21 protein-coding genes and 3 tRNA genes are annotated in these 26,570 nt (G+C 56.6%); 7 read left to right on the forward strand and 17 right to left on the reverse strand.

The window, feature by feature from the left end; all coding sequences use genetic code 11:
* Positions 1-270 precede the first annotated feature (270 nt).
* A complete protein-coding gene (locus A3224_RS08395; protein WP_197462963.1) occupies positions 271-825 on the reverse strand; it encodes a DUF1285 domain-containing protein in 555 nt (184 codons plus the stop codon).
* A gap of 9 nt (positions 826-834) precedes the next feature.
* Positions 835-1,497 carry a TetR/AcrR family transcriptional regulator gene (locus tag A3224_RS08400; protein ID WP_067153380.1) on the reverse strand — a complete coding sequence of 221 codons (663 nt, stop codon included), beginning with the start codon at positions 1,495-1,497 and terminating at the stop codon, positions 835-837.
* 357 nt (positions 1,498-1,854) lie between these two features.
* Here A3224_RS08400 and A3224_RS08405 point away from each other — a divergent pair, with 357 nt between their 5' ends.
* The 6 genes from A3224_RS08405 to A3224_RS08430 all read left to right on the forward strand — a co-directional run bounded on the left by A3224_RS08405 (position 1,855) and on the right by A3224_RS08430 (position 5,507).
* Positions 1,855-2,703 carry an acyl-CoA thioesterase gene (locus A3224_RS08405; RefSeq protein ID WP_067157718.1) on the forward strand — a complete coding sequence of 283 codons (849 nt, stop codon included), beginning with the start codon at positions 1,855-1,857 and terminating at the stop codon, positions 2,701-2,703.
* A 70-nt stretch (positions 2,704-2,773) separates the two neighbouring features.
* Positions 2,774-2,850: transfer RNA gene (locus A3224_RS08410), tRNA-Pro, on the forward strand.
* A 206-nt stretch (positions 2,851-3,056) separates the two neighbouring features.
* Positions 3,057-4,271, forward strand: coding sequence for a hypothetical protein (locus A3224_RS08415; protein WP_067153382.1), 1,215 nt, complete (start codon positions 3,057-3,059; stop codon positions 4,269-4,271).
* Positions 4,272-4,907: 636 nt separating this feature from the next.
* Positions 4,908-4,981, forward strand: a tRNA-Cys gene (locus A3224_RS08420).
* 78 nt (positions 4,982-5,059) lie between these two features.
* Positions 5,060-5,146 (forward strand) — tRNA-Leu (locus A3224_RS08425).
* Positions 5,147-5,309: 163 nt separating this feature from the next.
* Entirely contained in the window at positions 5,310-5,507 is a 198-nt protein-coding gene (locus tag A3224_RS08430) for a hypothetical protein (RefSeq protein ID WP_067153384.1), read from the forward strand.
* Between the two features lie 83 nt (positions 5,508-5,590).
* On the opposite strand, the gene pgsA is transcribed toward A3224_RS08430, so the two are convergent.
* From pgsA to A3224_RS08485, 11 genes are all read right to left on the reverse strand, one after another.
* Positions 5,591-6,160 carry a CDP-diacylglycerol--glycerol-3-phosphate 3-phosphatidyltransferase gene (gene pgsA / locus A3224_RS08435; protein WP_067153386.1) on the reverse strand — a complete coding sequence of 190 codons (570 nt, stop codon included), beginning with the start codon at positions 6,158-6,160 and terminating at the stop codon, positions 5,591-5,593.
* A 293-nt stretch (positions 6,161-6,453) separates the two neighbouring features.
* Positions 6,454-8,268: an excinuclease ABC subunit UvrC gene (uvrC, locus tag A3224_RS08440; protein ID WP_067153388.1), complete on the reverse strand. Its 1,815-nt coding sequence runs from the start codon at positions 8,266-8,268 to the stop codon at positions 6,454-6,456.
* 103 nt (positions 8,269-8,371) lie between these two features.
* Entirely contained in the window at positions 8,372-9,025 is a 654-nt protein-coding gene (gene uvrY / locus A3224_RS08445; RefSeq protein WP_067153390.1) for a UvrY/SirA/GacA family response regulator transcription factor, read from the reverse strand.
* Between the two features lie 212 nt (positions 9,026-9,237).
* Positions 9,238-9,885: an alpha-ketoglutarate-dependent dioxygenase AlkB family protein gene (locus A3224_RS08450; protein ID WP_197462964.1), complete on the reverse strand. Its 648-nt coding sequence runs from the start codon at positions 9,883-9,885 to the stop codon at positions 9,238-9,240.
* 40 nt (positions 9,886-9,925) lie between these two features.
* On the reverse strand, positions 9,926-10,957 hold the full coding sequence (gene murB / locus A3224_RS08455) for a UDP-N-acetylmuramate dehydrogenase (RefSeq protein ID WP_067153394.1): 1,032 nt from the start codon (positions 10,955-10,957) through the stop codon (positions 9,926-9,928).
* A 1-nt stretch (position 10,958) separates the two neighbouring features.
* Positions 10,959-11,726 carry a 3-deoxy-manno-octulosonate cytidylyltransferase gene (gene kdsB / locus A3224_RS08460; RefSeq protein ID WP_067153396.1) on the reverse strand — a complete coding sequence of 256 codons (768 nt, stop codon included), beginning with the start codon at positions 11,724-11,726 and terminating at the stop codon, positions 10,959-10,961.
* A complete protein-coding gene (lpxK, locus tag A3224_RS08465) occupies positions 11,716-12,750 on the reverse strand; it encodes a tetraacyldisaccharide 4'-kinase (protein ID WP_067153397.1) in 1,035 nt (344 codons plus the stop codon). Before lpxK ends, kdsB begins: the two co-directional genes overlap by 11 nt.
* A 92-nt stretch (positions 12,751-12,842) precedes the next feature.
* Complete coding sequence (gene msbA, locus A3224_RS08470; RefSeq protein WP_067153399.1) at positions 12,843-14,666, reverse strand: lipid A export permease/ATP-binding protein MsbA; 1,824 nt, start codon at positions 14,664-14,666, stop codon at positions 12,843-12,845.
* 125 nt (positions 14,667-14,791) lie between these two features.
* On the reverse strand, positions 14,792-15,211 hold the full coding sequence (locus tag A3224_RS08475) for an ExbD/TolR family protein (RefSeq protein WP_067153401.1): 420 nt from the start codon (positions 15,209-15,211) through the stop codon (positions 14,792-14,794).
* A gap of 6 nt (positions 15,212-15,217) precedes the next feature.
* Positions 15,218-15,838, reverse strand: a complete 621-nt coding sequence (locus A3224_RS08480; protein WP_067153403.1) for a MotA/TolQ/ExbB proton channel family protein — start codon at positions 15,836-15,838, stop codon at positions 15,218-15,220.
* Between the two features lie 45 nt (positions 15,839-15,883).
* Positions 15,884-18,328 (reverse strand): DNA internalization-related competence protein ComEC/Rec2, encoded by a 2,445-nt coding sequence (locus A3224_RS08485; protein ID WP_067153405.1) that lies wholly within the window; start codon positions 18,326-18,328, stop codon positions 15,884-15,886.
* Between the two features lie 351 nt (positions 18,329-18,679).
* Here A3224_RS08485 and A3224_RS08490 point away from each other — a divergent pair, with 351 nt between their 5' ends.
* Positions 18,680-19,618, forward strand: coding sequence for a porin (locus A3224_RS08490; protein WP_067153407.1), 939 nt, complete (start codon positions 18,680-18,682; stop codon positions 19,616-19,618).
* A 175-nt stretch (positions 19,619-19,793) separates the two neighbouring features.
* On the opposite strand, the gene A3224_RS08495 is transcribed toward A3224_RS08490, so the two are convergent.
* The 4 genes from A3224_RS08495 to prpC form a co-directional block, all read right to left on the reverse strand.
* On the reverse strand, positions 19,794-21,242 hold the full coding sequence (locus A3224_RS08495) for a bifunctional 2-methylcitrate dehydratase/aconitate hydratase (RefSeq protein ID WP_067153409.1): 1,449 nt from the start codon (positions 21,240-21,242) through the stop codon (positions 19,794-19,796).
* A gap of 135 nt (positions 21,243-21,377) precedes the next feature.
* The gene (gene prpF / locus A3224_RS08500) at positions 21,378-22,556 is read right to left on the reverse strand and encodes a 2-methylaconitate cis-trans isomerase PrpF (RefSeq protein ID WP_067153411.1); all 1,179 of its coding nucleotides are present in this window, start codon (positions 22,554-22,556) and stop codon (positions 21,378-21,380) included.
* Entirely contained in the window at positions 22,553-25,159 is a 2,607-nt protein-coding gene (gene acnD / locus A3224_RS08505; RefSeq protein ID WP_067153413.1) for a Fe/S-dependent 2-methylisocitrate dehydratase AcnD, read from the reverse strand. Before acnD ends, prpF begins: the two co-directional genes overlap by 4 nt.
* Before the next feature lie 190 nt (positions 25,160-25,349).
* A complete protein-coding gene (prpC, locus tag A3224_RS08510) occupies positions 25,350-26,477 on the reverse strand; it encodes a bifunctional 2-methylcitrate synthase/citrate synthase (RefSeq protein WP_067157721.1) in 1,128 nt (375 codons plus the stop codon).
* Positions 26,478-26,570: the final 93 nt, after the last annotated feature.

The raw sequence follows: 26,570 nt of genomic DNA on the forward strand, positions 1-26,570 counted from the left end.
ATGAAGTGACCACCCCAAAGCCCACTCCCCCACCTGCATTCGTCATAGGTTACCTAGGGAACCTCTGATTAATCCGCGTGAATACTATGGTAGGTTTTGGGGCGCTCAGCCAATAGGACGGATATTTCGAAAACGCACGAGTACTTCTCTGTAGCTCCGTCGGATACATCCCTGTATCCGACGGTTTCGAAATATCCATCCTCTCACCAGAGCTTCTCATCTGCCCGCGAAGAATCTCTGCCACCAGAAAGTGAATGAATCAGAAGTTCCCTAGTAACTACCGAGCAGAAATTGTTCACCATCACTGTGTAACCACAGCTGACGGCAGTTCTCGCCCGCCCTGTCCTCGGCCCAATCCACCAGCTGATAATAAACTTGACGGGAAATCCGCGCCTCTAGGCCTTGACGCACCTCTATGTAGGGAATCTGCAAGGGGGGATCACCGTAGGGTTTCAGTTGCCAGCCGCGACCGGATTCCAGCGGTACTATGTCCCCGGTATTTGAAGTAAAAAGCAGACACTCGCGCCCGGCTTCCACCCCCTTTGCCACCTGTGTGGCAATAAAGGGCACATCTTCAACACGAATACGTAGCTTCTCTACCGGAGTGACCAAAAAGTAGTCATCACCTTCCCGCTTGAGAACGCTGGCGAACAACTTGACTAGGGGCTGACGCCGAATCTCGACCCCCTCATGGATCCAGCGCCCATCGCGTCGAATGACCAAATCCATATCGCCGCAAAAGTCCGGATTCCACTTGTGTACCGGAGGATGGCCGGAAAACTCCCGTTGCATGCGCTGCAGCGTTTCAAACAGACTCTCAGCCAAGACAGGCCCTCACCGGTTCAAATTATCTGCCGCCTCGCCAGCGGGACGGCGGCCGGAGATATCGCCGATATGCACGCCGACATCCATGATGAACTCCATCAACCCTTCTCTGTCCTCGATGACATTGGCAAAGGATTTAGAGTGGTACAACTCAACCGCACCCTGCACCAGCGCCCAGTAGGTGGAATAGTAGTAGTAGGCTGGGACTTTTTTCAGCACACCCTGCTCCATACGCCGCTCGAAGACCCGGTTCAGAGCAGAGGCATTGGAATTGCGAATCGCGTGCAATTCTTCGATCATCTCCGGCGCCAGATTCAATGCAATAATTTTCTCCTCGAGACGCTGGAACAGGCGGTCCTTGGAAGGGTCAGCCATACGCGATTCGAAGTATGCCCGGGCGGGCGCTGTGATATCACCCTGTTCCGCCGCCGCCAGCGCGGTCTTGAGGCGCTCGGTCAAGGACTTCTCATAGTCCATTAACAAACGCATGTAAATCTCTGTTTTTGAAATGAAATGCTTGTAGATCGTACCCTTGCCGATATCCACGCGTTCGGCGATCTGCTCCACGGTGACCTTCTCTTCACCGTGCTCCAACAGGAGTTCCAGCGCTGCATCCAGAATGCGCTGCTCGCGGGCGCGAAAACGCTGCACTTTCTCTTTTGCCTTGTCCATACTTCCGACCTTACCTGTCCGCATACCTAAACTTGGAGACTGAAATTGACTATTCATTCATGAATGATAGGCAATTCGCGCAGCTTGGGAAAGCAGAGCCCAAAAATAGTGTCGGTTTAACGCCGCCGCTCCTGTGAGAGATTCATTTGGAGGTAAGCCCGGTCAAGGCTGCCCTGAGCGGGCGTGCGGACATCCCACATCTGGCAACTGGGCCGCTTGAAAGCCCACAAGGACATGCCCCTTGATCAATTCCGCAATGGCCAAAGCACCAACTATTGCTATTATCCCCAGCCAAAGGGCAAGCCTGCGCGCTTCCTCATGCTGACTAGCAACATTTCAAAAAAAGGCAGTACCACCATGCTGGACAAGCTGAGCAAATTACTCGATGTCGAAGAGCTGGACCACAACCTGTTCCGCAGCCGTCATCACGTGGAAAACTATCGCAAGATCCTCTTCGGGGGACAGGTGCTGGGGCAAGCCTTAATGGCGGCGAGCCGCACTGTAAAGGAGCGACTGCCCCACTCGCTGCACGCTTACTTCTTGCGTCCTGGAAGTAGTGAATTACCGGTCATCTATGATGTCGACCCTATTCGGGATGGCGGCAGCTTTACTACCCGGCGCGTGGTGGCCAAGCAAAGGGGCCGCGCCATCTTTAATATGTCCGCCTCCTTCCAAATTGAGGAGCCCGGCTTCGATCACCAGGCAGCCATGCCCAGTGGCGACATTCCTGAACCTGAGCGGCTTAAGAACACACAGCAACTGGCCGCAGAAGCTGGCCTTCCCACTGTCCAACATGACCAGCGCCGGTATATGGTCGATTTTCGACCCGTGGACCCCCACAGTTACTTCAACTCGGAGGCTCGAGAGGCGCGCTGCATGTTCTGGTTTCGAGTCGAGGGCGAAATGTCCGACGATCCGTTGGAACACCGCTGCGCGCTCAGCTACGCCTCTGATATCGCCCTGCTCGGCACTAGTCTGCAGCCCCACCCTATGTCCCTATTCGATCCGCATCTGATGCCGGCCAGCCTCGATCACGCCATGTGGTTCCACCGGAAGTTTCGGGCTGATAACTGGCTTCTCTATGTGACCGACAGCCCGTCAGCAAGTGGTGCGCGGGGCTTTTGCCGAGGCCAAATTTTCACTCGCGAGGGCGTTTTGGTCGCCTCTACGGCCCAGGAGGGTCTGATTCGGCAAATTAAAAAGTAAATCAATGGTTTACAGCGGGGAAATCGCTGCTATAATGCGCCCCGCTTCACTGATGAAGCACTTCAAATGTCGGTGAGTAGCGCAGCCTGGTAGCGCACTTCCTTCGGGAGGAAGGGGTCGGAGGTTCGAATCCTCTCTCACCGACCAACTTCATATCAACCAATAGCCTTCCCCAGGTTTTCCCCGAGCTTCGCCCTATCAGCTTCTTATGGCGCACGCTTACGCTTATACCGCTCATACACAGCGCCCATCGGGCATCGAAATCCCCTTCCACTGAGCTTGAACCCTTGTCCAGGGCACCGTTACGCTTGCCCGTTGTCAAATCTGACTCAGGTTTCCAGATAGGCGTATCTATGTCATTGCGATTAGTTGTCTACCTTCTATTTTTACTGCCCACAGGGGCAATTGCTGATAGCTACAGCATTCTCTATCGTGCAGAATTCAACCCCGATTCCGGTATGGCTGCAGTGGACATCCACCTCGACGGAGATAAGCTGCCCCGTGAACTGTCTCTCAATATTTCCTCAGGCCGCTATTCAGCCCTTGAAAGCGAATCCCCACTGGAACTGCAAAAGAACAGAGCCATCTGGCGCCCACAGGGCACCAGCGCCAAACTGAGCTACAAATTTATGGTCGACAACCGCAAAGGCAGCGGCAGCTACGACTCCCTGATGACCGACCAATGGGCCATACTCCGCTCCGATAAGCTGATCCCCTCAATGGCGGTCACCGGTGGCGGGCACTCCAAGGCGGAGCTACAGCTGGTGCTGCCCGAAGGGTGGTCATCGGAACTTCCCTACGAAAAAATCAGCACACATCACTACCAGCTAAAAGACCCAGGGCGCCGCTTTGTGCGCCCCAAGGGGTGGATGATTATCGGTGAGATCGGCAGCCGCCAGGACACCATCGCCGGTGTCTATACAAAAGTGGCCGCCCCTAAGGAGCAAAAGGTTCGCCGTCAGGATACCCTGGCGTTCCTCAATTGGACCCTGCCGGCCTTGAAAGAGGTATTTCCCCAGTTCCCGGATCGCTTGTTGATCGTCAGTGCAGGCAACCCAATGTGGCGCGGCGGCCTGTCTGGCACCCGCTCACTGTTTATGCACGCCGACAGACCCTTGATCAGCGGCAACCGCACCAGCAGCACCATTCATGAACTGGTGCACGTGGCGACGGGGATCAGCGCCGGAGATGACCAAAGCGACTGGATTGTCGAAGGTTTAGCGGAATTCTACGCGGTGGAAATCCTGCGCCGAACCAACGGTATCGGCCAGCGCCGTTACGATGAGGCTATGGACAAACTGGCCAAGTGGGGCCAACAAGCACCCAGCCTGCTGGTCAAGCGTTCCTCCGGCCCGATCACCGCGCGCGCCGTCGGTGTTATGCGCCAGCTGGATCAGGAAATTCGTGCAGCGACTGATGGCAAGGCCTGTATTGACGACATCGCCCGGCGCTTGGCGGAAAAACGAGGCAAAGTGACACTCCAACGACTACAGAAACTGGCCGAGGAAGTTGCCGGACATCCCGTTGAAGCCCTGAACATTGAAAATTTGGGCGAGCGCAATTCCTAAGCCAGCAGACAGACAAAAAAAAGCCCTGACGACGGGGGGGGAGAGCGTCAGGGCCAAGACCATTAGGAGTGAAACTTGGAGGATTTCATCCTTACTACACAGCGGGCGAGTACCTAGCAGAGCGCCCTACCGGCATTACCGCGCACGCTTGGGGGGAATCGTGCTAGCCAGTTAAATTCAAGTATCGATCAAGGCTGATAAATTGCCAGCACTGTCTTAAAGAAATTTAGAACAATTAGAAATAGCTGCCCGCCATCTAAAACAAATCGTTATTAAGTAGACGCCCTGCATAAAAAATCACCACTCACCACCCCGCTCCACGGCTTCCTCAAGCTGTGGGACTGTATCCGGCGGAATATCAGCCTATGGAAAAGCCGAATTACTCAAGCTCTGCTTGACTAATCCAAACCAGCCCCTAGAATAGCGCCTTCTTACCCGCCAGCGGCGCGTAAGTATAAGAAAATGCTAGGATTTTTGGTTTCAATCCGATAAAATCCGCAGCGTTTTCCGCTCCGGGAGGGGCCTTCCCGGTCGCCGGTACCGAAGTGCGCTGCGAAGTGCAATTCGCATCCGGAGCGCAAATAATGCGCCGGTCGTATCAAACCGGCAGAGCAATAGCTCGAATCTCGACACAATGGCTAGGTGGCAGAGTGGTTATGCAGCGGACTGCAACTCCGTGTACGCCGGTTCGATTCCGACCCTAGCCTCCATTTTCTTTTTGCAGGCTTACCCCTGTGGAGTCTGTAAATGGTGAGGCAATAGATACACACTACCTCACCCAGCTGCCCGCCCGGGTGGTGGAATCGGTAGACACAGGAGACTTAAAATCTCCCGGCCTCACGGCCGTGCCGGTTCAAGTCCGGCCCCGGGCACCAAAAATCCTTTCAGAAGCGTGTATTGTACCCAATTCAATCCCTAGACCGGCACACCCAAACCACCAACTTTCCACGCACCGTGAAATGGCGGAACTACGACCTCCTATACTGAAAATAGCGGTCTAAAGTACAGGCCGGATGCAGTAAAAGGGAGCATCGCGCTATGGCGACAATCACCTGGGCATGCCTGGAATGCGGCACGGAGAGCCGCAAACCCATCGATGCCAGAGACGACATCTCGGCGAGGGCGCTGATCCGCCAATTACGGGAAGACTTTGATAGAGGGGAAAACCTATTCCACTGCGCTGTTGGCGAGTGCGGCGGCAAAATGTATCCAGTGAGAATCGAGGGCATTCAGTAGCAAGCCACGCCCCACAAATTCACCGCTTGGCCTCTGGACGATACGCGCGGCACACTGTCGCAATGCATTTGGCGAACCGGAAATCAGGATTGGTCGCCACTCCCTTCACTTGTCAGCGCAGGCCAGGCCGCACGCAAATAGAGCATCATGCTCCACAGAGTAAGTGCGGCGGCCACATAGAGGAGCACATACCCCAGGATTTCCATCAGGGGGTATTCACGCACATCAAAGGCAAGCAGAACGATAATCGCCGCAATCTGCGCGGTTGTCTTTACCTTCCCAATATAGGAAACGGCCACGCTACTGCGCTTACCCAGCTCCGCCATCCACTCTCTTAGACCAGACACGGCAATTTCCCGGCCAATAATGACAGCGGCGGCAATGGTGAACCACGGACTCTTGTGCAACCCAACCAATAAAACCAAGGCGGTGGCAACCATCAGCTTATCGGCAACCGGATCGAGGAAAGCACCAAACGGGGTGCTCTGATTCATTTTGCGCGCCAGGTAACCATCAAGCCAGTCGGTGGCCGCGGCAGCGGCAAAAATGATGGCGGACGCGAGGTAGCTCCACTTATACGGCAGATAGAAGACCAGCACAAATACAGGTATAAGCGCGACGCGAAGGAGTGTCAGTTGATTGGCGAGTGTCATGCTAACTGCTGGTCCTTTATTTCACCTGTAAACAGGCTCCTAAAAACTGAGGCGTAACTTAGAGCCTGATCACGCTAAATTCAATAGTCGCGGTAAGGCTCCAGGCGGCCGGAAGAAGGCGCGAGGAGTTTGACTTTAAACTAGATGTGCGATAGGCAGCGCGATTTGACCTATTATGGAGCAGCGGCCTCCACTTTGACTGTTGAATTGCGTCGGTGCTGGACCCGGCAAGCACCGTCGCGAATTCGAACATTATAGCCCTACTCCCGCTCACTGGGGCGAGTAATTCCCCCCTACTCATTATGCAAGGCGGAGTAAATTTCTTGGGCCAGTTTGCAGCTGATTCCCTCCACGCCAGCGATTTCATCGACTGAGGCACGGCGGATTTCTTGTAAGCCGCCAAAGTGGCGCAAAAGAGCCCGGCGCCGCGCTGGGCCGACGCCGGAAATTCCTTCTAGCGGTGACTCCCTGCGTTTCTTGTCGCGGCGTTGACGATGACCAGTGATGGCAAAGCGGTGTGCTTCATCACGCACCTGCTGGATCAAATGGAGTGCCGGCGAATCGGCGGACAATACCATTTCCTTATTGCTGGAAACCACATGCAGCGTTTCAAAACCGGCCTTGCGGGTCGTTCCCTTAGCGACACCGACAATCTGTACACCGACAATACCTAGCTGATTCAATACTTCCACCGCCTGCCGCACTTGGCCCTTGCCGCCGTCGATCAAAAGAATATTGGGGAACTTACCCTCTCCACTCGACAAACGCGTGTAGCGCCTCTTCAGGGCTTGCCCCATGGCCGCGTAATCGTCCCCTGGGCGGATATTTTCAATGTTGAATCGGCGGTAATCTGACTTCACCGCTCCCCCAGTATCAAAAACCACACAGGATGCAACGGTGGCTTCGCCGCTGGAGTGGCTGATGTCGAAGCACTCCAGCCGTTCCGGCAACTGTTCGAGGCCCAAGGCGTCTTGCAACGCCTCAAATCGACTTTGCAATTTCTGCTGTGCCGCTGTACGGCTACTCAAATTCTGCTCCGCCGCCTGGCCGGCCATGGCGACCCAGGTGGCCCGACTGCCGCGCAGGCGATACACAATACTTACATCCCGACCGCTTTGCGACTTCAGCGCTTCTTGCAATACCCCCTCATCCTCCAGGGGCTCCGGGACGAGAATTTCCCGAGGCACCTCGCGCTGACTGCCAAGATAGAACTGAGGGATAAAGGCGGACAACAACTCGGAGTTCGACAGGCCCAGGCGCTCCTCGGGAAAATAACTGCGGCTTCCCAGTATGCGGCCCTGGCGGACAAATAAAATATGTATGCAACAGGAGCCGCCCTGACTCGCCACACCCAGAACATCCACATCGCCGTGGGACCGTTCTGCGACCTGGTCTGCCTGCAGACGACGCAGAGCTGAGATTTGATCCCGCAGGCGCGCCGCTTTTTCGAACTCCAATGCCCTGGCGGCAGCATCCATCTCATCCGCCAATTCGCGGAGAATTTTGTCGCTTTTACCGGCCAGGAACATCTCCGCATGGCGGACGTCCCGACGGTATTCCTCTTCACTGACCAAGCCGACACAGGGCGCTGTACAGCGCTGGATTTGGTACTGCAAACAAGGGCGCGAGCGGTTGCGAAAAACACTGTCCTCGCAGGAGCGGATACGGAAGGTTTTCTGTAGAAAGTTCAAGCTGTCGCGCACTGACGATGCATTGGGAAACGGCCCGAAATACTGCCCTTTTTTTCTCTTCGCCCCGCGGTGAAAGGCGATGCGCGGAAAGGTGTCACGGCTGGAGAGAAAAATATAGGGATAGCCTTTGTCATCTTTCAGCATGACATTGTAAGGCGGGCGCTGGGATTTAATCAGGCTCTGCTCCAGCACCAGGGCCTCGGTTTCACTGCGGGTAACCGTCACCTCGATGCTATCGATGCGCTGAACAAGCGCCATTGTCTTGGCGGTAAGACCTGAGGCGCGAAAATAGCTGGACAGACGGTTGCGAAGATTTTTTGCCTTACCTACATAAAGAATGCAGCCGTCGGCATCAAACATCTGGTAGACGCCAGGTTTTCGGGTAACGGTTTGCAGAAAACGCTTGCTGTCGAACATCAAAAATCAACTGAAGATGGCGGATCCGCCGCATCGATTGCTACCACGCTAACGCCGCTGGGCGCTAACGTGGAGCACAGCCCCGCCAATCGGATACGGAAATTTACAAGGCGGCCTCAGGATCCAGTATCTGATGCTTTACCGCCAGTAAAGTCAATTCCACGTCACTGTGGATGCCGAGCTTGTCGAAAATCCGGTAGCGGTAACTGTTAACCGTCTTCGGACTCACCGAAAGGGTATCGGCAATTTCCGCGACTTTGCTGCCATTGACGATCATAATAGCAGTCTGCAGCTCACGCTCCGACAGCGCGTCGAACGGCGTATTTTTTTCGCTATTGCCGCTGACATTGCGCAGCGCCAATTTGGTCGCCATGGAGGTGCTGATGTAGACGTCACCCGCGTACACTGTGCGAATCGCCTTGACCATTTCTTCCAGGTCCGCGCCCTTGGTGACATACCCCTTCGCACCAGCCTGCATCAGCCGGCCGGGAAAGAGGTCGTCATCCAATGCACTGACCGCGATCACCTTGGTCTCAGGGCAACGGTTCAACAGCTTACGGGTCGCTTCCAATCCGCCCATGCCCGGCATCCTGACATCCATCAGGATCACATCGGCCTCCGTTTGGCGAAGGAAAGCGAGTGCCTCTTCGCCACAGTTCGCTTCGCCGACGACTTGTATGCCGTTGACGTCACCCAACATGCGCGAAATCCCCATACGCACGAGGTCGTGATCGTCCACCACTAAGACTTTGATCAAATTAGCCCCAACTACGGATATATGCACCGGCCACGCTGCGCGCTCTTTGCGGCCGCATGCGTTCTATTAACTGCTTTCTTGTTTTGCTCAGCGAGTCTGTTGCCCGCTATCAATTTACCTACAGTGCTGGCTGCAACATACCAGACAAATAAGCCGCTGCAAAGCGAAGCAAGCGGTTCAAAGTCCGCCAAATTTAGACGCTGGAACAGTATTCAGTTTTTGGTAAAACCGGTTCTAATAGCGCGGAAAGTCAAGCTGATTCTGCCGCCCAATTTGCGCGCACTTTTTGACACTCCGTGCAGCCAATGGCGTTGTACGGCACCGGATGTCAGTAACAGAGAACCATTGGGAAGTAAAACAGAAAGGCGCTTCCCTCCCGCACGCGGCTTAAACCCGAGGCTGCGTTCCTGCCCGAGGCTGACGGTGGCCACCACCGGCCAATCTCCCAGCGCCTTTTCGTCATCGGCGTGCCAGCCCATGCTGTCCTCGCCCCCGCGATAGTAATTCGCCAATACCGAATTGAACTGAAAACCTTCCGCGCGCAAGCGTGACCGAAGCGCGGCAAGACAGTCATTCCAAGACTGCGGTCTCAGCTCAAGACCAGACCAACGATAGATTACTGCGGGATCAGCGACGAACGCATGAAGACGCGGTATCGGATATTGCTTGCCGAACAGACGCAACCGCGGCTGCTCCCATAACAACTCCTGCAAACAATTCCGGTAAATAACCGCGGTTTCGAGAGGCGAAATCCAGGTGGGAATGAGTAAAGCTTTTCCGGGAGGAAGCTTGATCCAATAGCTGTCCGCATAGGACGCCTTTAACGCGGCCGCGCGGGTGGCAAAAGCGGCCTCGTGCATTACACCCCCGCACACTTCAAAAGCCATCCCCATCGCGGTTTCAGGGGTAGTAACGCGGTTCGGGTTCCAGATCGACACCGAACTTTGCGCGGATATCCGCCGCTATCTCCTCCGCCAGGCTGGTAACCTCTGCCCCACATCCGCCACCCGGATTTACCAGGACCAGCGCCTGACGATCGTGCACGCCCACCGAGTTTCGGCGCACACCCCGCCAGCCTGCACGATCAATAAGCCAGCCGGCGGCCAGTTTCCACCCATCTCCTGAGGGGAAAGCCACCAAGTCCGGATAAGACTTCTTAAGGTTCTGGTAGAAATCCGCGCCTACCACCGGGTTTTTGAAAAAACTGCCCACATTGGGGATGTCGTCTGGGGACGGCAGTTTGCTGTTGCGGATCTCAATCACCGCACGCGCGACATCCGCGGGACGGAGCTCGCCGGTCTGCACTCCCCGCTCGGCCAAATGTCGCTCCAGGGCCGGGTAATCGAGCTTCGGCCGCCAGTCATTCGGCAAAAATAGGGACACGCGGGTGATGATATAGCGGTCCCGGGCTGCTCTTTTAAAGACGCTGTCGCGGTAGCCGAACTGGCAATCGGCGGCGGGAAATTCCCGCAGTTCTCCGGTGGCAATATGCACTGCCTGTAAACACTCAAACGTATCACGCAACTCCACCCCATAAGCACCGATATTCTGGATGGGTGCGGCGCCCATACTACCGGGAATCAGGGCCAGATTTTCCAGCCCTCCAATCCCCTGCTTTACTGTATGCATAACCAGATGGTGCCAGTTCTCTCCAGCTGCCGCGCACAGACGTGTGCCACAAGAATCCTTTTCCAGCGACACCCCGCGGAGGGCCATATGGATCACCAGACCAGGATAATCACCTGTCAGCACAATATTGCTGCCGCCACCCAAGGGAAGAATCGGCAATTTTTTCTCTTGCGCAAACGCCAGTGCCTCCCTTAGCTGCTCGAGACTTTCCACCCGAACAAAATAGGCCGCACGCGCCGCTATGGCCAGGGTGTTCAGGGGTTGCAGGTCGACATTGGTTTCCAAGCGCAATTGCTGCCTCATACTAGCCCAACAACTCCCGCATACGATGCAGGTCCGCCTCAGTATCTACCCCACCGGGAACCGCTTCGCAGGCATCCGCAACGTGAATATTTTCGTCGTGGTACAGAAAACGCAGCTGCTCGAGCGCTTCAAATTGCTCCAACGGCGCCACTGGCCAGGAGACAAAACGATTTAGCAGTGCCACCCGGTAAGCATAGATTCCAATATGGCGGCGCGCATTCAGACCTGCGGGCAACTCAGATGCATCGCCGGAAAAAGCATCGCGGGGCCAGGGCACCGGGGCGCGGGAGAAGTAACGGGCGAGGCCGGATTCAGCGGCGACTACCTTGACGATATTCGGATTGTGGAAGTCCTGCAATGTTTTGATGGGTTCAGCCAAGGTGGCAACACCCGCACGGGGATTGGCCGACAGATTGGCCGCCACTTGGTCAATCACCTTCGGCGGGATCAGTGGTTCATCCCCCTGCACATTAACCAGGATGCGGTCAGACGAGAGGCCGAGGATAGTGGCAACCTCTTGCAGGCGGTCAGTACCCGACGCATGGTCCGGGGATGTCATACACACGTCACCGCCAAAAGCGCGCACCGCCTCCGCCACACGCTCATCATCGGTGGCCACAACAACCCTATCAGCACTGCTCTGCAGCGCACGCCGATAGACGTGTTCAATCATCGGACTACCGGCGATATCCGCCAATGGTTTTCCCGGCAGGCGGCTGGATGAGAAGCGCGCGGGGATAACGACATCGAAAGAAAGACTATTGGTCATCTTCGGAAAACTGCTTCAGATGCTGGTGAATTTTCTGGTAAAAAAGATCGGGCAGTCGGGCACTGACTTCCAGCGCCCACCAGTGGCTCTGCCAAAAATCGCGGCACTTGACCGCGTCTTTCATTGTCATGATCACCGGTGTCACGCCGTCGAATTGCAATTCCTGCGGACTGAACTGGTGATGATCGGGGAAAGGCCGCTCCATCACCTGATAACCCATTTGGCGCAGCTCGTGGAAAAAACGCTGGGGATTGCCGATGGCGGCGACCCCGTAAACAGGCCCCGGCCCTGGCCCCGATGCAAGCTTCAGTTGCGAAATCTGATCCAAGTTGAATTGATGCCAGGCAGCGGGCTGCAGCTGCATTGAGAAAGCCAGCAGCTCACCGCACTGTTCTCTGACATGTTCCGCCGCCTCGCCGTTGGACACCACCAGATCCACTTCCCGCAGCCGCTCCGGCGGCTCACGCAGGGGGCCCCGGGGCAGCATACGTCCGTTACCGAGGCCGCGCTGGCCGTCCACAACGCAAATTTCAAGGCTGCGCCACAGTTTGTAATGTTGCAGGCCATCGTCAGACAAGATGACATTGCACTGGTGATAATCTATCAAGGCCTGCGCAGCCTCTGTGCGGTTCGGCGATACCATCACCGGCAGACCGGTAATCAGGTGCAGCATCAATGGCTCATCGCCGGATTCGAGAGGATGGGACTGCGCAGTGACCTGATAGGGATAGCGTTTGGCCCGACCACCATAGCCACGACTGATAATCCCCGGGTTCCAGCCTCGCTCCCGCAGCCACCGGCCCAGTTCGGCCACCAGCGGGGTTTTGCCCGCACCGCCGGTGGTTATATTTCCGACCACAATGACAGGAACAGACAATGGCGCTGGCGGCTCCGCAAGCTCCGCTCGCCGGCGTCTCGCACTCACCTGCCGATACAGATGTTCCAGGGGCGCCAGCAGCGGCAGCGAGTTCCCCTCACCTCCCTGTGGATACCAGCGTCTGTTGAACCAGTTTTCCAGTGACATATATCAGTTGCACAATTTGTGAGAAATCACAGGCGCGGATAATGAATCAGCCCCTTGGATACCCCTTGTGGTGATTTCCGTCCGTCACAAACTCAACGTTGCTGTTGTAGCAGCGCCGCGTAGCGGCCACCTTTGGCGAGCAGGGAGGCGTGATCACCGCTTTCAACGACTCTGCCCTGCTCCATCACCAGAATGCAGTCAGCGTTTTCGATGGTGCTCAGGCGGTGGGCTATGACAAAAGTAGTCCGGTTTTTCATTACTTCCGCCAGGGCCGATTGAATCGCGCGTTCCGATTCATTATCCAAGGCCGATGTTGCTTCGTCCAAAATCAATATAGGGGCATCTTTCAGTAATGCTCGGGCAATCGCCAGGCGCTGGCGCTGTCCGCCGGACAACATCTGTGCATTATCGCCCAACACCGTTTGCAAGCCCTGGGGCAACTCTTCGATAAAATCCCGCGCGTGGGCCAGTTCTACCGCGCGCTGAACATCTTCCAGGCTGGCACCTTCCAACTCACCGTAAGCGATATTGCGATAAACCGTATCGTTGAACAGCACAATATTCTGAGACACCATACTGATTTGATGGCGCAGATCAGCGAGCCGAAGCTCCCCGGTATCGACCCCATCCAGCAGTATGCGGCCGCTGCTCGGCTCGTAGAAGCGCGCCAGCAGGCTGACCAACGTGCTCTTGCCTGATCCCGAGGCTCCGACCAGCGCCACCGTCTGCCCCGGCTTTACGGAAAAGTTGATATCCGTCAACACCGGCGGTGCGGAACTGTCGTAACTGAAACCGAGATTCTCGAAGGTGACCTCACCGCGCACCGGTTCCCGCAGCTGTGCCCTCCCCCCCTGCGGTTCCTTGGGCGCATCCATCACTTCAAAGATACTCTCTGCCGCGGCAATGCCCTTCTGAATGTCGGCAAAAACCTCCGACAAGCTGCGCACCGGTTTTGCCAGTGACGCCGCAGCACCGATGTACGCCGCAAACACGCCAGCTGTCATCGCTTCAACCATTCCCGGCGCCAGGGCCAACCAGACAATGGTCGCGGTGGACAGCCCGACGAGGATCTGGATCACCGAGACACTGGCGTTATCCGCAACAACCAGCTTCATAAACTGCTGGCGGTTATTGTCGCTGGCAGTTTCAAAACGCGCATTTTCATACTGCTGGCCACCGTACATACGCACCACCTGATAGCCGTTGATGGCTTCCTGAGTGACATGTGTCACATCCCCCATGGTGTTCTGAATCCGATGGCTCAGTTTGCGAAAACGCTTGCCGACACTACGTACAATGAAGGCAATAAACGGCGCAAAGAGGAAAAAAGTCAGTGTCAGTTTCCAATTCACCAATAGTAGATAAACGAGCAGGCCAATCGTGGTGAAAGACTCGCGGATCAAGACCTTCACCGCCTTGGTGATGGAGTTGGTCACCTGCTCCACGTTGTAGGAAACTTTGGAGATCAGATAAGCACCGGTGTAGCGGTCAAAGTAAGCGCTGGGCAGCTGACCGATACTTTTGAACAGCGCCGTACGCAACTGATGAATCACCGCCCGCGCCACATAGGCGAGTCCGTAGCTGCCAATAAAATTACCGCAGGCCCGCAGCACAATTATCAACAACATGGCCAGCGGAATGAGCCAACGCGCCGTCGGCTGCGGCATTACACCGCCAGGGAACCAGGCGGCGACATACTTGGCGAGAAAACCGCGACTCTCCTGAACCCCGGCGCCAACCGCGTCGAGCAGCAGCTCAGTCACCGCAATCAGACTGACCCCCATAGTGGAGAACAGCAAAAAGCCGAACACAGAAACGGCAAAGATCGGCCAGTGCGGCAGCGCGTAGGAAAGCAAACGGCGGTAGGTTTCCGCCCCGCGCCGCGGTTTGCTCGGGGGCGTGTTGACTCTATTCATGCAATATTGTGGCTGGGCCCACTCGCGGTTTTATCGCATGGACAGGCATCAGCACACGCACGCCAGCGGAGGCTGGACATACCCAAATGTACGACCTGCGAATTGCTCCAAAACCAACTGGGCAGTTAATCCTGTTCCGGCTGCCGCGTGGTGATACTGAGGTTCACAAAGCCCAGCTGCCCCGCGGCGTCCATGGCCCGCACCACGGCCTGATGTTGGGCGGTGGCGTCGGCCGTGATGACAAGAGGTCGATTGTACTCGCCCGCGGAAGCTTCTGACAGCGCCGATTTCAACGTGGACAGTTTTTTATTGATCAAGGCGCGCCCGTTGACCGAATAGGAACCGTCCGCAGCGATCAGTATCTCCAGCGCTCGGGGTTGCTCCTGAGCCTGAGGCCCCGCCGCCTCAGGCAAATTCAGCTTCAGGTGGCTTTCCTTGGTAAAAGTGGTGGAAACCATAAAGAAAATCAGCAGCAGGAAGACCACGTCGATCAACGGCGTCAGGTTGACCCCATCCTGCTCCTTGGGCTGACGGCGAAACTGCATTGCACACTACTCCGCTTCAATACGGCGGTCACTGTGCAGCGCATCCACCAGCTTAACCGCTTCCTGTTCCATGGTGACGACAATGGTATCCACGCGGCGCTGGAAGTAACGGTGGGCCATCAAGGCGGGAATGGCGACCGTCAGCCCCGCAGCGGTGGTGATCAGTGCCTGACTGATGCCTCCAGCCAGTATGCCGGCATTCCCGGTCCCCTCAAGCATAATGGCGGTAAACACCTGTATCATGCCGAGGACGGTACCCAGCAGACCAATCAGCGGCGCCACCGCAGCGATGGTACCCAGTGCGCCGAGGAAACGTTCCAGCTCATGCACCACTTGGCCAGCCGCTTCTTCGATACTGTCTTTCATCACTTCGCGGCCGTGACGGGAGTTGGAAAGGCCCGCGGCGAAAATGCGCCCCAGCGGCGAAGAATCCCGCAGCTCCTTCAATTTTTCACCATTAATTTGATTATTTTTCAACCAACCCCAAACGTCACCGAGCAGAGTGCGCGGCGCGACACGGCGTGGATTGAGGCTCCACAAGCGCTCGATACAGATGGCGATAACAGCGACGGAACAAAGCAATATCGGCAGCATCAGCCAGCCGCCAGATTTTATTATCTCTAACACTTTTCTCAGATCCTTGACTGCGGATGAAAAAATTGGATGGAGACTCTACCACAGCTGGCTCCGGCGGCTAAGTCTCCACTCGGCATCTGCCCCATCCGTGTGATCCGCATACCAAAACCGCGGTGCCGCCCGCGCGACTTCCACCAAAGGCGCCCCGGCGCCCCGCATCCAGGTAAATACCAATGCCCCGCTTTTAGCGGTACTAAACAGCGCCGCACCACTGGCCGCATAACGGGCAACGACATCCGGGTGCGGATGACCGAAGTGATGGCGGAAACCAGCGCTGAAAACCACCCTACGCGGCGCGGCCCACGCGATCAACGCATTCGACGATGAACTGCGCGATCCGTGATGGGGCGCCAGCAACAGGTCCACCGGGCCCGAAAGCGGATAGGACTTGGCTAACTGCCGCTCCACTTCCGCGGGTACGTCTCCTGCCAGTAATATTTGAACGCCGTGCCACTCGATCACGGCAACGCAACTGTGATCGTTTTCTTCCCCAGTGATATCTGTCGAATCAGGCCAGAGCCAACGCAACCGTAAATCGCCCAAAATTTCTTCACCACCAGCCACACAAGGGCTTGTCCTCCGGGCTTTTTCCCCCAACCGGCGCTCCAGTCGACCGGGCGCGATCAAGTGTGCCACCGGCAACGATTCCGCCAGCCCCGCGAAGCCGCCGGCGTGATCCCTATCCCCGTGACTGACCACTACCGTATCCAGAGCGAGCACCCCCTCTCCGATCAGATAGGGAACGATGATCTCTCTACCCGCGCTCCAACCCGAACCGGAAATGGGCCCGGTGTCGTAAAGCAGCCGCTGTCGCGGCGTGTGCACCACCACCGCCAGCCCCTGCCCAACATCCAGCACGGTCACACGGAGCCATTCCCCCTCCCCCACCCTTGGCAAAAACGGCAGCAATGGGGGCAATAAAAGCAGCCAGCCGAGGTTGCGCCCAGGCAAACCGGGTGGCAACAAAAGCAACACCGCCCCCAAGGCGGAAAGCACAAGCAAGCCCACCTCAGCCGGAGGCCCCAATATCTGCCAGGAAGGCAGTAGATTGTGTCCACCGCCGAGAAAATGCATCAACGCGTCCAGCTGCCAGGCGGCAAAGTTGATGCACCAGGCCCCGGGGGTCGTGACCAGCAGCAGTACGCCGAGCATCAAGGGTGGCAAAACCAAAAATCCGAGCCAGGGAATTGCAATCAGGTTGAGCAGCAGTCCTCCCGGACTAAAACCGGAAAAAAACACCAATGATGGTAATAACAGGGCCACAGTGACCAGCCACTGGCTGCGCAACAGACCCGCGGTGCTTCCCAGTAAGCGCCCCCCGCGTTTGTGCGCTTGGCAAAGATACTGGCGGCCCCGGAACCCCAACAAGAGGGCGCCAACAGCGATGAATGAGAGCCAGAAGCCGGCACCGTAAAACGCCAGAGGTTGAATTGTCAGTACCAGAGCCAGGGCCAGGGCATAGGCGAAACCACTACTGATACGGCGCCGCCACTGCCAAACCAATAACAGCACCCAGGTCATGACCAGCGCGCGCTGTGCGGAAAGTGGCGCGCCGGACAACAGGGTATAAATCAGAGAGGCGCTGAGCGCGAATAGTAGCGTTATGCCCCTGGGCGTGGCCCCAGTGCAGATTCCGATCGCCCGCCCGAGCAGGCCGCCGACCAGCATAAAAAAACCGGTGACCATGCCAACGTGTAGACCCGAAATCGCCAGCAGATGAGCGGTTCCCGTTTCCCGCAACAACCGCTGGTCGCCAGCATCAATACCACCTCTGTCGCCGAGCAGCAGCGCGCTCAACAGCTCTCCCCGCGTCTCTGCAGTCTCCAACAGCTTGTCGCGCAGCCAGTGGCGCAGCGCCGGTATCCCCGGCTGGAGCCCCAGGTACTGTGGCGGTTGAACTTGCGGATGCACATAGCCGGTGGCGTAAACTCCACGCCGTAACAACCACCCCTCGTAATCGAAGCCGTGTGGATTGACGCTGCCCCGCGGAGGTTTCAGTCTCACTGGCAGCAGCCAGAGGCTGCCGCCACGCAGCTGCGTCAACACACCCTCGTCGATACTGTACCAAGTGAGATCCAACAGCTGCCCCTGCAAGGGCGGCGACAAGTCACGACCATGAACGCGCAGTACCCGCACACTGAAACGTACACTGCTCGTAGCTGCTGCCTCGTCAAACGCGGATTCGGTCAAACTTGGCCGGGGCAGGGAAACCACTTGCACTTCCACCAGGAAATTCGCACCGTGGGCAGACAGAGGTAGACGCTGTTCCAGCGCATGCTGGTTGTGCCACAAGCCCCAACCAGCCCCGAGCAACGTGGCGATAAACGGAACCGACAACCAGCCGCGGCCCGGAAGTATAAGTACCGGAGCCAGTATTACGACGCCGAAGGTGGCCAGCTCGCTCCAGGAAGGGAGCTGCGGCAAACTGCCCACAAAGACAATGGCCAGAGCATAGGCCCAAAGCAAGGCCGTTGGTGACATTACCCTTTGTCTGACTGCACTAGTTGCCTGTTCCATGGCCCCTGCTCTGCTGATCAGCGCTATTGATGCTGTACCACTTTTATAGGGAACTGCTGATTTACCCCTTTAGACGTTGTAAACCGAACCGAGAATGCAAAATCTACCTGAAAAGACCAAAAAACAACCACATTAAACGGTCATTTGCCGCCCCACCAAAAGGCATTACAAAGTCACAAAACTTTAAAAAAAATGCCATTTTTAACACATTTGTAATAATTCCCGCTCAAAATCCGCGCAATTCGAGGCAGGCCGACATTTGGACATCACATGGCCGCTCTCGATTAAAAAACCAAAAACTGCGCGAGAACACTGATGAAAAAGACGGTAATCTACCTGGCTGTCGCCATGGTACCGGCGCTGGCTGCGGCCCAAGACGATACAATAACCTTTTACGGCAAGGCCAATGTGGCCTTCCAGTCCGCCGACGAAGGCGATAGTTCTGTCACCGATGTCAAGAGCAACGCCTCTCGCCTGGGTATTAAGGGTGCCCTGCCCCTGGATAATGGTGTCAAGGCGATCTACAAGATGGAGTACCAAGTGGATATCGATGGCGATGCCGAAGAGACCTTCGAGCAACGCAATATCTACGCTGGTCTGGAAGGCGGTTTCGGTCAGGTCATTGCCGGCAAGTTTGATACCCCTCTGAAAGTCGCCCAAAACAAGGTGGACCAGTTCAATGATCTTGAAGGCGATATCAAGAGCGTTATCACCAGAAGCGACAACAGGGAGTCCAACAACCTGCAGTACACGACCCCATCGTTTGGTGGATTCAGGTTGTCCGCAGCCTACATCAGCAATCGTGAAGAAGTGATCGGCACTGATGACTCGGGCAGCGACATTACCCGCGACGACGGCACCTCCGTATCTGTGGCCTATGACAATAACGGGGTATATTTAGCCTATGCCTACGACATGAGTGTCGAGGCCAATGATTGGGATGTACAGCGATTTGTCGCCCAATACGGCATAGGCCCGGTACAGGTGGGCGCTCTCTTCGAAGAACAGGAAAAGGCAGACGGAAGCACCCAGGACGGTTGGCTAGCCTCCGCCGCGTACAAAATCAACCAGTGGACTGTAAAAGCACAATACGGGCAATCGGATATTGTTGTAACCGATGCGGAAACCTTCAGCCTGGGCCTTGATTTCCATTTCTCCAGAGCGGTCAAGGTATTCGGATTTTACACCGATGAAACCGCGGCAGACGATTACGACCGCAGTTATTTCGGCATAGGCACTGAGTTGAAATTCTGATCAGTAGCACGCGCAACACTGAGAAAAGCCCCGGAAACCGGGGCTGTTTATTTTGGCAAAGGAAACCGAATGAGCGCGAGAATACTATGCCTGTATTCCGCCAAGAGAACTCTGAGCGATTAGCATGTGCACTATAGCTGGCGCACGGGTATTTCTGCGGCCGACCGGAAATTGCTCAAGTGACAAATAAAGCCATAAACGCATCCACCGGCGTCTGCTCCAGTTGTTTCCGATCACTGCACAACGCATAAATTTCCTCGCAGCGGTGCCGAGGAAAGCGCGTCCCCAGGTTCGTTGTAAATTTCTTTTCCAGAAGTGGGATGCCCTCTTTGCGGCGCCGGCGGTGTCCTACCGGATACACCACTTCCACTTTCTCCGTCGCAGAGCCGTCATTGAAGAACACTTGCACCGCATTGGCAATGGAGCGACGGTGCGGGTCCAGATAGTCCCGCGAATAGCCAGGGTCCTCCCGCACCTCCATCTTGTTGCGCAAAGTGTCAATCTGCGGGTGCGCTCGATGAAAACTATCCTCGTAGTGCTCCGACCGCAGTTCACCAAAGAGTAGCGCTACCGCCGTCATATACTGTAAACAGTGATCCCGGTCGGCGGCATTGTCCAATGGCCCGTCCTTACAGATGATGCGGATGGCGGATTCCTGGGTGTTGACTACGATCCGAGTGATCTCGTCGATACGTTCTTTCACCACCGGATGCAGCTGTACCGCAGCCTCACAGGCAGTCTGGCCATGAAACTCCGCGGGAAAAGAGATCTTAAACAGTGTGTTTTCCATCACATAGCTGCCATAGGGGCGTTGAAAACGGAAACGCCCGCCAGAGAAACACACATCGTAAAACCCCCATTGTTTCCGGGTCAGCACGGACGGAATTCCCATTTCCCCGCGCATAGCAATATCCGCCAAGTACACCCCGCGTGAGGTGGCATCACCAGCCGCCCAGGATTTGCGTGAACCGGTATTGGGCGCATGGCGATAGGTACGTAGTGCGCCGCCATCTGCCCAAGCCTGGGAGAGCGCCGCCATAATCTGCTCGCGCGTACCACCCATTAGTCTGGCGGCCACTGCCGTGGAGGCAACACGCACCAGCAGCACATGATCGAGCCCGACCCGGTTGAAGCTGTTCTCCAGCGCCAGTACACCCTGTATCTCGTGTGCCCGGATCATTGCATCGAGCACTGCCCGCATCATCAGAGGGGGGCGGCCCAGAGCCGTATTCTTCTGCGACAGATAATCGGCGACCGCCAAAATTGCGCCGAGATTGTCCGAGGGATGGCCCCACTCTGCAGCAAGCCAGGTGTCGTTGTAATCCAGCCAGCGCACCATGCAGCCGATATCCCAGGCAGCTTTGACGGGATCCAGTTGAAACTGGGTACCCGGAACCCTCGCTCCCCGGGGTACCCAGGTCCCCGGAACGATTGGCCCCAGGAGTTTGGTACATTCGGGGTAGCGCAGCGCCAAGAATCCGCACCCCAAGGTATCCATCAGGCAGTAACGCGCCGTATCCCAGGCTACTTCTGAGTCTATCCGGTACTTCAGGACATAATCGGCGATATCCTGGATCACGCCATCGTATTCCGGACGGCTATTTTGCCTGGAATTGACACGCATTTTGGTTTCCTTCGAGCGTTCAACGCCGCTTGGTGCCGCGTCTTGAAAACCCGGGCATAAACGAATGAGAGATTTCTTGGCAGAGGATAGATAAAAACGGGAGCCTCGGATGGGCCCCCGGCGGGGATTGTGTTTTTAGAAGCAATCGCCGGGCACCCGCACCCAGCCTTCCATCAGTACCCGCGCGCTGCGGCTCATGACCACCTTCGTCGCCCGCCAGCTGCCGTCGATAATCTCGGCCTCAGCGCCGACGCTCAGGGATCCAGAGGGGTGGCCGAAGGTGACTGAGTTGCGCCCCCCTCCCCCAGCAGCCTGATTCACCAGCGTACCGGGAATAGCGGCCGCAGTGCCAATGGCGACAGCGGCAGTGCCCATCATGGCGTGGTGCAGCTTGCCCATGGAGAGCGCACGCACCAACAGATCGATATCCTTCGACGCAACGGGCTTTCCGCTGGAGGCAACATAATCCCTGGGCGGCGCAACAAACGCTACCTTGGGGGTATGCTGACGTATGGCTGCATCTTCCGGCCTTTCGATCAAGCCCATTTTGACCGCACCGTGGGCGCGAATGGTCTCGAACATAGCCAGCGCCTTGTCGTCGCCATTGATAGCTTCCTGCAACTCCGTACCGGTACACCCGATCTCGTCCGCGCTGAGGAAAATAGTGGGGATCCCAGCATTGATCATGGTCGCCTGTACAGTACCGACACCGGGAACCTCCAGTTGGTCCACCAAGTTACCGGTGGGAAACAAAGCCCCCTCACCGTCCGCAGGGTCCATAAACTCTATGCGTATCTCCGCGGCGGGAAAAGTGACCCCATCCAGTTCGAAATCGCCGGTTTCCTGTACCTCGCCGTTGGTGACGGGGACATGGGCAACGATGGTCTTGCCGATATTGGCCTGCCAGATGCGCACCGTGCAGATACCGTTATCCGGAATCCGGTTGCTGTCGATCAACCCGGAACTGATGGCAAATGCACCAACGGCCGCAGTTAAATTGCCGCAGTTGCCGGACCAATCCACAAAGGGCTTATCGATGGAAACCTGGCCGAAGAGGTAATCCACGTCGTGATCTGGCTTTGTGCTTTCGGACAGGATGACTGTTTTACTGGTACTGGAGGTGGCGCCACCCATGCCATCAGTCTGCTTGCCGTAGGGGTCGGGGCTGCCGATGACCCGCAACAGGAACTTGTCCCGCGCCTCGCCGGGGACCTGGGCAGCCTGAGGTAGATCCCGCAGGCGGAAGAAAACCCCTTTACTGGTGCCTCCGCGCATATAGGTCGCGGGCACCTTGATTTGCGGAACGAAACTCACGATTGCGCCCCCTTGGCCTCAGCTTCGAGAAAATCCCTGGCAAAACGCTGCAATACACCGCCGGCTTCGTAAATGGAAACCTCTTCCGCTGTATCCAGACGGCAAGTCACCGGCACGTCGACACTTTCCCCATTGGAGCGGTGAATGATCAGTGTCAAAGTGGCGCGTGGTTTGCGTTCACCGATCACATCAAAGGTCTCGGTGCCATCAATTCCCAGTGTCTTGCGGGTAGTGCCCGGCTGGAATTCCAACGGCAGCACGCCCATGCCGATCAGATTGGTGCGATGAATGCGCTCAAACCCCTCGGCGACGATGACCTCGACGCCGGCCAGACGCACGCCTTTCGCAGCCCAGTCGCGCGAAGAACCCTGGCCGTAGTCGGCACCGGCGACAATGATCAGCGGCTGCTTGCGCTCCATATAGGTCTCAATCGCTTCCCACATACGGGTTACCCGACCGTCCGGCTCTATCCGCGCCAGAGAGCCCTGAATGACCTCGCCCTTTTCATCCCGCACCATTTCGTTCAGCAGTTTTGGATTGGCGAAGGTGGCACGCTGGGCAGTCAGGTGGTCTCCGCGGTGCGTCGCGTAGGAGTTAAAGTCCTCTTCCGGCAGACCCATTTTGGCCAGATACTCACCGGCGGCACTGTCCGGCAGAATGGCGTTGGACGGCGACAAATGATCGGTGGTGATATTGTCCCCAAGGACCGCCAGCGGGCGCATGCCGCGCATGGTGCGTTCGCCGGCCAAGGCTCCTTCCCAGTAGGGCGGACGGCGGATATAGGTGCTCTTCGGGCGCCAGTCGTAGAGTGGGCTGGCGGCCGTCGCCGACGCTTCCTTCACTTCAAACATGGGAATATAGACTTGGCGGAACTGTTCCGGCTTGACGCTCTGGCGGACGATTTCGTCTATCTCCTCGTCGCTCGGCCAAATATCCTTGAGCGTAACCGGCTTGCCATCTGGGTCGTAGCCCAGGGTGTCTTTTTCAATATCGAAGCGGATGGTGCCGGCAATGGCATAAGCCACCACCAATGGCGGCGAGGCCAGAAAGGCCTGTTTGGCATAGGGGTGGATCCGACCATCGAAGTTGCGGTTGCCGGACAACACCGCGGTTGCATAGAGATCGCGCTCGATCACTTCCCGCTGGATCTCTGGTGCCAGCGCACCGCTCATCCCATTGCAGGTAGTGCAGGCAAAGGCCACCACACCAAAGCCCAGCTGTTCCAGTTCCGTCAGCAAACCGGCCTCTTCGAGGTACATTTTCACCGTTTTGGAACCCGGTGCCAGAGAGGTTTTTACCCACGGCTTGCGGATCAGCCCCAAGCGGTTGGCATTACGGGCGAGCAAGCCGGCGGCAATCATATTGCGCGGATTGCTGGTATTGGTGCAGCTAGTGATCGCGGCGATGATCACGGCACCATCTGGCATCAGGCCCTCTTCCTCCTTCCACGCTTTAGCAATACCGCGGCTCGCCAGTTGCGATGCCGGCAAGAGGGCGTGGGGGTTGGATGGGCCGGCCAGGTTGCGGCTCACCGACGACAGGTCAAAGCGCAGCACCCGCTCGTATTCCGCTTCTTTTAATGTACCGGCCCATAGGCCGGCCTGCTTGGCGAAAACTTCCACTAACTGCACTTGTTCGTCGTCGCGGCCTGTCAGTTTCAGGTAGTCGATGGTCTGTTCATCGATATAGAACATGGCCGCAGTGGCGCCGTACTCGGGAGTCATATTGGAGATGGTGGCGCGGTCCCCCAAGGTCAAATTGGCAGCACCCTCACCGAAAAACTCCAGATAAGCACCGACCACTCGCTCCCGGCGCAGAAATTCCGTCAATGCCAGCACCAGGTCGGTACCAGTGATACCGGGCTGCAGTTTACCGGTCAACTCGACGCCGACAATATCCGGCAACCGCATCCAGGACGCCCGACCGAGCATAACACTCTCCGCTTCGAGGCCGCCGACACCGACGGAAATCACGCCCAGTGCATCCACCATCGGCGTATGGCTGTCAGTGCCGACACAGGAATCCGGAAAAGCCACCCCATCGCGAACCTGCACAACAGGAGACATTTTTTCCAGATTGATCTGGTGCATGATGCCATTTCCGGGCGGGATGACATCGACATTCTCAAACGCGGTCTTGGTCCAGTTGATAAAGTGAAAACGGTCTTCATTGCGCCGCTCTTCAATCGCGCGGTTTTTTTTGAAAGCGTCTTTCTCAAAACCCGCATGCTCCACCGCCAGCGAGTGATCGACAATCAGCTGGGTGGGCACCACTGGATTCACTTTGGAAGGGTCCCCCCCTTTCTCGGCAATGGCATCGCGCAGGCCGGCGAGATCCACCAGAGCCGTTTGCCCAAGTATATCGTGGCAGACGACGCGGGCCGGGAACCAGGGAAAGTCCCGCTCGCGCTTGCGCTCGATAATCTGTTTGAGTGAGTCGACCAATATCTCCGGCTCACAGCGACGCACCAAGTTTTCCGCCAGAATACGCGCGGTATAAGGCAGTTTGCTGTAGGCACCGGGCTCGATAGCGTCAACAGCGGCGCGGGTATCGAAGTAATCCAGATCCGTGCCGGGTAGCTTTTTACGGTAATCAGTATTCATATCAACTCACTGCATTAGCGATTTGCACTGCCGAAAATCTACAGCCATCCCTGATCCTGGAATGAGTAGCTCCAGAGCCTCGGCTACATAGAGGTAACCGGCAAAAGTACAGGCAGTACTCGTGACTTTTCAAACCCCAGTCCATGCCTGAGCGCACCGGCCCCAGCGGCGCGCCAGCCTGCGGCAATCCTTAACCGCGTTGGGAAATCGGTACGACCTTGCGCAATTCCGGTCCGATATATTCCGCGCTCGGGCGGATAATGCGGTTATCGGCGCGCTGCTCAAAGACGTGCGCAGCCCAGCCGGTTACCCGGGACATGACAAATATAGGTGTAAACAGTTTGGTCGGAATGCCCATAAAGTGATACGCGGAAGCATGGAAGAAGTCGGCGTTGCAGAACAATTTTTTCTCTCGCCACATGACTTCCTCGCAACGTACAGAAACCGGATAGAGCACTTGGTCCCCAACGTCCGCGGCCAATTTTTCGGACCACTGTTTAATAATGGCATTGCGCGGGTCAGACTCGGTATAAACCGCGTGGCCAAAGCCCATGATTTTTTCCTTGCGCTCCAGCATTTTCAGCAGTTCCGCTTCGGCTTCGTCGGGGCTGGAGAACTTCTCGATCAATTCCATCGCCGCCTCGTTGGCGCCGCCGTGCAGCGGACCGCGGAGCGAGCCAATGGCACCGGTGATGCAGCTGAACAGATCGGAAAGTGTGGATGCACAGACGCGCGCGGTGAAAGTGGAGGCGTTAAACTCGTGCTCCGCGTAGAGAATCAGGGAAACATTCATTACCTGCTCGTGCAGCGCATTGGGCTTCTCGCCCCGCAACATATGCAGAAAATGACCGCCGATGGAATCGTCATCCGTCTCGGTTTCAATACGCACCCCATCGTGGGTAAAGCGGTACCAGTAGCAAATAATCGACGGGAAGGCAGCCAGCAGGCGATTGGCTTTTTCCTGCTGCTGATCAAAAGACGCTTCGCCTTCCAGGTTACCCAACATGGAGCAGCCGGTGCGCATCACGTCCATCGGGTGAGCATCTGCGGGAATGCGTTCGAGCACTTCTTTCAGCGCCTGCGGCAGCCCGCGCATGCCTTTGAGCACGCCTTTATAGTCTGCCAACTGCGCCTTGGTAGGCAGCTCACCGTAAAAAATCAGGTAGGCCACCTCTTCGAATTCGCAATTTTCCGCCAGATCCTTAACGTCGTAGCCTCGGTAAGTCAATCCGGAGCCGGAAACCCCCACGGTGGACAGCGCGGTTTTACCGGCGACCTGGCCACGCAGGCCTGCGCCTCCAATTTTTTTCTCTGCCATCTTCATTTCCCCTTGTCGATTTTATGTAAGGTTCTGTTAGGCATTGCCCAATTGGCTGATGCGGGAACAAGCAGTCTCTGTATACCTGCACTC

Origin of the sequence: Microbulbifer thermotolerans (assembly GCF_001617625.1) — a bacterium.
Lineage (GTDB): Bacteria > Pseudomonadota > Gammaproteobacteria > Pseudomonadales > Cellvibrionaceae > Microbulbifer > Microbulbifer thermotolerans.